This window comes from Nonomuraea wenchangensis (assembly GCF_900111685.1).
GTDB classification, from domain to species: domain Bacteria; phylum Actinomycetota; class Actinomycetes; order Streptosporangiales; family Streptosporangiaceae; genus Nonomuraea; species Nonomuraea wenchangensis.
The window spans coordinates 1-8017 of the sequence record NZ_FOHX01000036.1; the positions used below are offsets into that span (position 1 = coordinate 1).

Annotated in this window: 10 protein-coding genes; 6 read left to right on the forward strand and 4 right to left on the reverse strand. The window is 65.8% G+C overall.

The genetic code is table 11. From position 1 onward, the window contains the following. Window positions 1–117 precede the first annotated feature (117 nt). Window positions 118–1359, forward strand: a complete 1242-nt coding sequence (locus BMW85_RS47900) for an IS256 family transposase (protein ID WP_091094432.1) — start codon at window positions 118–120, stop codon at window positions 1357–1359. Between the two features lie 15 nt (window positions 1360–1374). Here BMW85_RS47900 and BMW85_RS47905 read toward each other — a convergent pair whose 3' ends face one another. Together BMW85_RS47905 and BMW85_RS47910 are read right to left on the reverse strand one after the other, a co-directional pair. Continuing rightward, the gene (locus tag BMW85_RS47905) at window positions 1375–1824 is read right to left on the reverse strand and encodes an NUDIX domain-containing protein (protein ID WP_245775501.1); all 450 of its coding nucleotides are present in this window, start codon (window positions 1822–1824) and stop codon (window positions 1375–1377) included. A 110-nt stretch (window positions 1825–1934) separates the two neighbouring features. Then, on the reverse strand, window positions 1935–2699 hold the full coding sequence (locus tag BMW85_RS47910; protein WP_091094433.1) for a dienelactone hydrolase family protein: 765 nt from the start codon (window positions 2697–2699) through the stop codon (window positions 1935–1937). Window positions 2700–2723: 24 nt separating this feature from the next. On the opposite strand from BMW85_RS47910, the gene BMW85_RS47915 reads away from it, so the two are divergent. Further along, a complete protein-coding gene (locus BMW85_RS47915; RefSeq protein WP_091094434.1) occupies window positions 2724–3929 on the forward strand; it encodes a helix-turn-helix domain-containing protein in 1206 nt (401 codons plus the stop codon). A 75-nt stretch (window positions 3930–4004) separates the two neighbouring features. Continuing rightward, window positions 4005–4454, forward strand: a complete 450-nt coding sequence (locus BMW85_RS47920; protein WP_143082679.1) for a hypothetical protein — start codon at window positions 4005–4007, stop codon at window positions 4452–4454. Window positions 4455–4766: 312 nt separating this feature from the next. Here BMW85_RS47920 and BMW85_RS47925 read toward each other — a convergent pair whose 3' ends face one another. Further along, window positions 4767–5204: a P-loop NTPase family protein gene (locus BMW85_RS47925; RefSeq protein ID WP_218156272.1), complete on the reverse strand. Its 438-nt coding sequence runs from the start codon at window positions 5202–5204 to the stop codon at window positions 4767–4769. Between the two features lie 346 nt (window positions 5205–5550). Here BMW85_RS47925 and BMW85_RS47930 point away from each other — a divergent pair, with 346 nt between their 5' ends. The 3 genes from BMW85_RS47930 (at window position 5551) to BMW85_RS47940 (ending at window position 7609) form a co-directional block, all read left to right on the forward strand. Further along, window positions 5551–6024 (forward strand): GNAT family N-acetyltransferase, encoded by a 474-nt coding sequence (locus BMW85_RS47930; RefSeq protein ID WP_245775502.1) that lies wholly within the window; start codon window positions 5551–5553, stop codon window positions 6022–6024. Window positions 6025–6089: 65 nt separating this feature from the next. Further along, window positions 6090–6416 (forward strand): hypothetical protein, encoded by a 327-nt coding sequence (locus BMW85_RS52785; protein WP_143082680.1) that lies wholly within the window; start codon window positions 6090–6092, stop codon window positions 6414–6416. 383 nt (window positions 6417–6799) lie between these two features. Further along, window positions 6800–7609, forward strand: coding sequence for an endonuclease/exonuclease/phosphatase family protein (locus BMW85_RS47940; RefSeq protein ID WP_091094438.1), 810 nt, complete (start codon window positions 6800–6802; stop codon window positions 7607–7609). 108 nt (window positions 7610–7717) lie between these two features. Here the strand turns inward: BMW85_RS47940 and BMW85_RS47945 are convergent. Beyond that, window positions 7718–8017, reverse strand: a 300-nt coding sequence (locus BMW85_RS47945) for a transposase family protein (protein WP_143082681.1), incomplete at its 5' end; no start/stop codon positions are given.

An 8017-nucleotide genomic window follows, 5' to 3' on the forward strand; every position in this document is an offset into this window, starting at 1 on the left:
GGTTGCGTCCACGGGAGTGGTGTACGAGTTTGGCCTGGTCATAGGCGTGGTGCCGTGAAATAAGAACGGCCATCGAGTGATCCTTCGAGTAGCTAGATCAAGAAGGAGAACCAGACGATGGCCGCAGATCCCAGTGTGACGCCCGCGCAGTGGCTGGCGCAGCAGATCGAGACCGGCGACCCTGACATGTTGCGATCCATGGTGAAGACCATGGCCGAGACGTTGATGTCGGCCGAGGCCGACAGCCTGTGCGGAGCAGCCTACGGGCAGCGCAGCGACGAGCGCACCAACTCCCGCAACGGCTACCGCAGCCGCGAGTGGGACACCCGCGCGGGAACGATCGAACTGGCGATCCCGAAGCTGCGCTCCGGCTCCTACTATCCGGACTGGCTGCTGGAGCGACGCCGCCGGGCCGAGCAGGCGCTGATCAGCGTGGTCGCCACCAGCTACCTGCTCGGGGTCTCCACCCGCAGAGTCGACAAGCTGGTCGAGCAACTCGGCATCAAGAACATCTCCAAAAGCCAGGTCAGCCTGATGGCCAAGACGCTCGATGAGCAGGTGGAGGCGTTCCGCACCCGCGCCCTGGATGCCGGCCCGTACACCTTCGTCTGGCTGGACGCGCTGACGCAGAAGGTGCGCGAGGCAGGGCGCACGATCAACGTGCACGCGCTGGTCGCCACCGGCGTCAACGCCAACGGCCAGCGCGAGGTCCTCGGCCTGGAGGTCACCTCGGCCGAGGACGGCGCCGGCTGGCTGGCCTTCCTGCGCGGCCTGGTCGCCCGCGGCCTGTCCGGTGTTCAGCTGGTCGTCTCCGACGCCCACCGCGGCCTGGTCGAGGCGATCGGCGCCGCCCTGCCGGGCGCGGCCTGGCAGCGCTGCCGCACCCACTACCTGCGCAACCTGCTCACCACCGTGCCCAAGAGCGCCCAGCCGTGGGTGGCCACCCTGGTGCGCACCATCTTCGACCAGCCCACCGCCGAACAGGTGCGCGCCCAGCACGCTTGGGTCATCAACGCCCTGGAAGCCAAGTACCCGGCGGCGTGCGAGCATCTGGACGCCGCCCGGGAGGACCTGCTGGCCTTCGCCGCCTTCCCGCGCGAGACCTGGCGGCAGATCTGGTCCAACAATCCGCAGGAGCGGCTGAACAAGGAGATCCGCCGCCGCACCGACGTGGTCGGCATCTTCCCCGACCGGGCCGCGATCATCCGCCTCGTCGGCGCGGTCCTGGCCGAGCAGACCGACGAATGGACCGAAGCCCGCCGCTACATGGGTCTGGACATTCTGGCCAAAGCCCGCGTCCGGCTCATCGCCGGCGACACACCGGCCCCGAACCCGCTCCCACAGACACTTACCGCTTAACCTGCAGAAACAGGATCACTCGAAGCTTGATTCATACACCACGTCGGTGGACGTGACCGACCCCTCACCCCGAGTCTGAGCCGACGTGACGAAAAAGGGCCGGTCACCACTGACAGCACGTGGAACCGCCGCCGTGTGCAACTCCTCCTGACACTCCCGGACCACGGTGTCCCAGGGATCCTCCTCCGGCTCCACATGCCCACCGCTGGGCAACCACAGCCCAGCCTGCCGATGCGCCACCAGCAGCAGCTCCTCGTCCGGGTTGAGCGCCACGAAGTAGCTCACCAGATGCGGATCGGGAACATCGGGCTTCCCGGTCCGATACAGCGGCGCCCCGCCAGCGATCCAGGCCAGCACGCCGGCCGCCTGCTCCTCCTCCGTCCGATCCCAGGGCGTGATCGCCTGGATCCGCTCCATGAGCCGGACCCGCGCGGACGCGGCTTTCGAAGATCCCTCAGCGACCATGCAGAGCAATCTAGTGCTGTGACCGGAATCCGATCACCGGGTTGGCGTCCGAAGCGAGAAGGGCATCCGCTGGGGCAGCCGACCCCTGACGTCCACACCCAAGGATGGTGTCAGGAACTGCTCGCGGCGCCAGGGCTACCCAGGTGCCGAGCGAAAAATCGGATCGAGCTGTCGATCTCGAAGGACGGGACTCGAAAGTGGCTGCCGGGGTTGGCGTGCAGGGTTTTCTCGGCGGAGCCGAGTGCGTCGAACAGCTTCATGACCGAGTCCCGCGGATCGCCTTCATCGTCCCACTGCAGCACGAACTCGACCGGGATCGTGATCCGCGCCGCGATGTCGGTGAGCCAGTCGCTTCCGACGAGGCCGAGGACGGCAGCTGTGATCCGAGGTTCGGCCGCGACGAGGCGGATGCCCATCTCACCGGCCTGGGACAGGCCGTAGTACCCGACGGGCTGGTTGTCGCCGACGGAGTCCAGTTTCTGGAGCGCGTCCAGGGTGGTCTGCCAGTCGGGGATGAGCTGCGCCGCCACGGTTTCGTTGAGGGCGGGCCATTCCGGGCCGAATCGGAAGGGCTCTCCCGCAGCCTCTCGTTCCTGTATGAGCGCGACGAGCCGCCGGATCTGCGGGTGCTCCGGCCTGTCGCCGGTACCTGGCGCGTCGATCGCGGCGACCGCGAAGCCGCAGGAGGTGACGTAGGGGAAGGCCCGGGAAACGACCTCCCATCCCTTCTTGTGCTGGCCTCCGCCGTGCCCGATCAGGACCAGCGGCCGGGGGCCGGAGCCCTCGGCCGGCGTCCAAAGCACCCCGGGGATGTCTCCGATAGTGAAGAGCTGCTCGCGGATGCCGTCAGCGACGGTTTCTGAGGCGATGCGCATGGCAGGATTACATCGGCATTCCCGCTGAAGCGGCGAGTCAATTATCCGGGCGACCAGGCGCTCGGAGAGCGCTTGCAGTCCTACCGGAAGCTGCGCGGCCTCAGCCAGCGCGAGCTGGCCGCACGGTCCGGTGTCGCCCTGTCCCTGATCCGGAAGGTGGAGCAAGGCGAACGCAAGAGCGTACGTATCGAGACCGTTCGAGCCTGGGCCACAGCGCTGGACGTCACCACTACTGCGCTACTCGGCCCCGTTCCTGAGACCGAACAGCAGAGCGGGAACGGGGATCGGCTCGCGCCACTACGGCAAGCGCTACAGGGCCTCCCGGCCGACGTGGAAGACGTACCGACCGCTGACGGCTTGCGGTCCGCCATCGCAAGCGCCGTACGGCTGTACCACGACGACGAATACGCCGAGTTGACCACGATCCTGCCCGTCCTGGTGAAGGAAGCACAAACCCCTGTAGAGCATGGCGGGCCGGAAGCCCTGGCTGTCCGCGCCAGAGTCCTGCAGCTGGTCGGCTCACTGGCTACACAGACCCGCGCGTTCGACGTGGCCGAGATCGCCCTGGAAGGCGCCGTGACGGACGCGATCGAGACCGGCGACCGCGTAGAGGCTGCGTCCGCCGTCATCACCTCGTGCTGGCTGCTCCTGCGTCGGCGTCGCCTTGACGAAGCACGTTCGCGGGCCGTCGATTGGGCGGACGAGATCGAGCCGCGCATGTCGCGAGCGACCAGCACGGAGCTCTCAGCCTGGGGATGGCTGTTGCTGCGCGGCAGTGCGGCAGCCATTCGAGACAACCGGCCGGACGAGGCGGACGAGATGATGCGACTGGCCCTGTCGGGCGCGGTTCGCATGGGGCGAGAACACGGCTCGTACCACGAGTACTTCACGACGTTCGGACCGGCCACGGTTCAGATGAAGCGAGTGGAGAACGCCGTCATCGAGCATCATCCAGAGCGGGCCCTACGGCTCGCACGCGAGGTACCTCCAGGATCGAGACCCACCAGCGACAATCGAAACCGGCATCTTCTGGACGTGGCCAACGCTCATGTCATGCTGCGCGAGTACGACAAAGCTCTAGATATCCTGTCGCAGCTTGCATGCGAAGCGCCCGCATGGCTTCCGAATCAGCGTTACGCCAAGGACATGCTTCAGACGATCGTCGGTCGCCGTCGCACGCTGACACCGGAGATGCGGAAACTGGCGAATGCGGTTGGTCTAGAACCATAGGCGTGTGTCACTTCACAGCGCGGCCCGCCGAAAGTGCCACAGACAGCTTGACCTCGGCCTTCCTACCTTGTGGTCATGCGCTCTCGGAACACATCCGCACAGCTCGAAGAACTAGAAATAGGAAAGCCTGTCACAGAGGCGGGAGCCGATCGGCAACGTGCCGCGCTGGACCGCGTTCTGGAGCACATGGCGGAAACAGTAGGCGTGCAGGCTGAGCTGATTACCCGGATTGCTCTCGACTGCGAGAGGCGACCTGAATCCAGCGCCGAGAAACGGCGATATCCACCAGCGCTGCTCGTCTACGCCGCCGCCGGGCGGAGAGTCGCCGCCGTCACCATCGGGGAGCGCTCCGGTAGCTACCTGGTCGAGTTGGCGCGCGTTGCCAACCGAGCCGCGACAGACGTGTTTTTCGCGACGCCGACCATAGACATGCACCGTGACTGGATCGGGGTCGTCCCCGCGCACCTCCCCGATCAGGCAGCGCTAGTGATCGCACAGCACGCGGGGTGCAACAGTGAATCATGACGCAACCCCGCACCCACGTGCCACCGCCGAAGATCTGCAGGCCAAGTACGGCGATCACTGGGAAATAGCGTCAAATCTTGCTGTCGGTGTAGCCGCCTGGCGGAAGACATACCTTTCCCCAGCCCAACTCACAGGCGATTTGCTCAATGTCCTGCACGCCTCCGATCTGGACGCGCTCGCCGTGAGAATCGCAGAACAAGAGGCCCAGCATGCGAGTGGTCGTTCCCGCCATAGTCTGGCGTCCGGGCAACGCCCTTGGACTCGAGTACGGGATGATGGGGAGCGTTAAGGCTTTCTCAATCCATTACTACCTCAACCGGGTTCGTGGATCTTCGCCAGCACCTTGGGGCGCATCCGCCGACGGTAGGTGGCGACGTAGGTGATCACGCCCCAGTGGATGCGGTTGTAGACGCCAGAGGTGTGCTGGCCGGCGCCATGCCGGAGTTGGCGGGAGAGAATCCCCCACAGGGCGACCCGGGTAGGCACGTCCATCATCACCACGGTGTCGCACGCTTCCAGCCGGACGTGCAGCGAGGAGTTGTAGTTGCCGTCGATCACCCAGCGCGGCGCCGCGACCAACTCCCGCTGAACGGCCTCGAACTTCTCCGGCGGCAGCGGGTTCCATTCGTCGTCGTAGTAGATCGCGTCGAGGTGCGTGACCGGCGCACCGAGCAGACGGCCGAGTTCGCGGGCGACGTAGGATTTGCCGCTCCCGCCGGACCCGACGACGGCGATCCGGTTCATCTGCACGGTGCCCCACGATAGTAGAAAAGGGCCTGGTCAAAGCGGCGATGGCGAGAGGTGGAACCTCGGGGGCGCTGACGGAAAAGGAAGTGTGAACTCTGCCGCTCCTCCGGTCTTTTCAACGGATGTCGTGAGAGTAGAGGGGTGATGCCGTCGGTCATGTCAGCTCCCCTAGGTGCTATGGCCGACCGAAAGAGCCGGGATCGTTCACCCAGCCGCGCCCGTAGCTCTGCCGATGAGCCACGCGTTCATGTCCACGTTGAACGTCGCCCTACAAGATTGTTAGCCTGCGCGCATGTCAGATCTAGGACAGGTGGTTTGGCCGCCTGAGCCGATCCGGACCGAGCGGCTCGTGCTCCGTGAGCCCGAGGCGCGGGACCGTCCAACGTTCATCGAGCTGCTTGCCTCGCCAGAGGTGCACACCTACCTCGGCGGTCCCCGCCCGCGTGACGAGCTCGAGCGTGAGATGCCCGAGGTGCCCCAGCAATGGCCCGGGAGTTTCGTCGTCGAGCTCGACGGGGCGATGATCGGCCAGATCCTGCTCAGGAGAGCAGCCGGGCACCGCCGCCCGGCTGCTGTGGGGAAGGCCGATCTCGGTTACCTGTTCCTGCCAAAGGCATGGGGGCAAGGGTATGCCGCCGAGGCGTGCGCGGCGGCACTCGACTGGTTCGACGGTGTCCTTCCCGGCGAGCCGGTAGTGCTCACCACCCAGAGCGCCAACGTCGGCTCGATGCGCCTCGCGGCGAAGCTGGGGTTCACCGAGGTCGAGCGGTTTTATGCCTGGGACGCCGAGCAGTGGCTCGGCCTACGGCCTCCGGCCGCATGACAGAGCCTCGCGATCTTGGCTCTGGCGCTTGATGCTGTGGGTGATCTTCACGATGGTGGCAGGTCGTGGATGAGGCGTGCGAACGGTTGAAGAGAGCGAGTCGGCCGTCGGGGATAGACGCCCGGAATGTCGTGACGCCCTCTCACCGCGATTCCAACAGTCAATACACGTCTTTCCGATTCACCGTGCATCTGCTGGCTGCCGGGATCGACGCCTCCTTCGGCAGTGTCGGCGACGCACTGATGGAATCGCAGATCGGACTCTACAAGACCGCGCCGATCAGCCCCGACGCCCCCTGGCGCAGCCTGGCCGATGGTGAGCTGGCCACCGCCGCAGCGGTCACCGGTTCAACGAATGGTGCTCCCCTGGTCACAGGGGCGGAGGGTGACTAGTCGGCCTTAGGCCGGGTTTCGATTCGGGAGGTCTACAACCGGCATCCGGTCGGAAGGGCACAACGCGAGCTGCCGGTTTGCTGATCGTCGTTTGAGAGTGTCTGCCGCACCCTGTCGATGCGATGTGCCCTGAGTGTGCCCTGCGCTCAGCGCAAAAGGTCGAGCCTGTCTCGGGCTCGCTGCTTCTCCTCATCAGTGAGGCTTTTCCAACCTGATCGGGCTGATCAGCAGGAGAGAACCGGGACGGGTTGGCATGAGAAGAGGCTCTTGGCAGCTCGTACGCCCGGGTCTCACCCCATGAAGACCAATAGGCTCCTGGTTGCCAGATGTGCCGGTTGAGCGGTCTTTTGACGGCTCGGATCATGTGTGGAGGGATCTCGGTGATGATGATCAGCCAGCTCGTGATCGCCGGACTGTTGTTACCGAACCTGTCCGTACAGGCACAGCCCCCTCTCCTCCACGTGATGACGTGGAACGTCTGTGCGGGCACCAACGCCGGGTGCGCGCTCTTCCGCCGCTCGAACGCCGAGCTGGCCTGGCACGTGGCAGTGCTGGCGACCGAGGCGGACGTGGTCTTCCTTCAGGAGTTCTGCACGGGCGCCGACGCCGACCTGGAACACGAGCTCGAACGCCGTACCGGCCGGAATTGGAGCGTCCGGTCGGCGGGGCTGATGTATTCGGACGGTTCTCCGTACCAGTGCCTGCCCGACAGAAACGGCAGGCCACGCGGGGTGCTGAGCGTCACCCTGGCCGTGGCCGGAACGGACACCGGCCTCGTCGTGCACGCGCTGACCTCGCCGCCGTGGGGAGCCCGCAGGTACGCCGTCTGCACGGCCGACCGGGCGTTCTGCACCGCGCACTTCTCGTCGGGATCGAGCTACGACGACAGGCAGAAGGGCAGGCCCTACCGGCACATCCAGTTGCGCGAGCTGTTCAAGCTCGGCCGGGGTGTGATCGGTGGCGACCTCAACCTGGTGCCGCGCGACGCCGCCGCGGCCTACAAGGGCCGCGACGAATGCGACCCGCGCCGGCGCTGGACCTACGTGACCCGCAAGCGGAAGATTGATTACGTGTTCGCCGGTGAGGGCCGCGTACGGAAATGCTTCGTCGATTACGCCCGGAGCACGTGGTCTGATCACGTCCCGCTGCACGCCTGGGTGAGAGCAGGCTCAACGCCGCCTGCACCACGTTGAGCTGGCCCGGCACCAGGTTGTTCGTCATGCCCTACCAGCGAAACGCGGATTTGCGCATTTAGCTTACCGGCCTGGGACGAATTGGGATGCGCCCTCACTGACGTGATCTCAGCCAATTGCCGGTAGGTAGTCGTGCTCAAAATGAGTGAGGACAAGCGCCGCGCGGGCGATGTCGCCGATGGCGCTGGGACTGAGCGTGATGTGCTGGAGGATCCGCCAGCGGCCTTTGAGCAGGGCGAACCCGCGTTCGCCGAGACAACGCAGGGCGCGTAGCAGCTGATTGTAGGTGCGGTTCTCCGGGCTGAGAGTTTGGTTGCCGTCGGGCTGCTTGATCGGCTTGTGAATACCGATCCCGGCGCCGTCGTAGCCGCTGTCGGCGAGGGTCGGCAGGCCCGCGGCGGCTGCGGC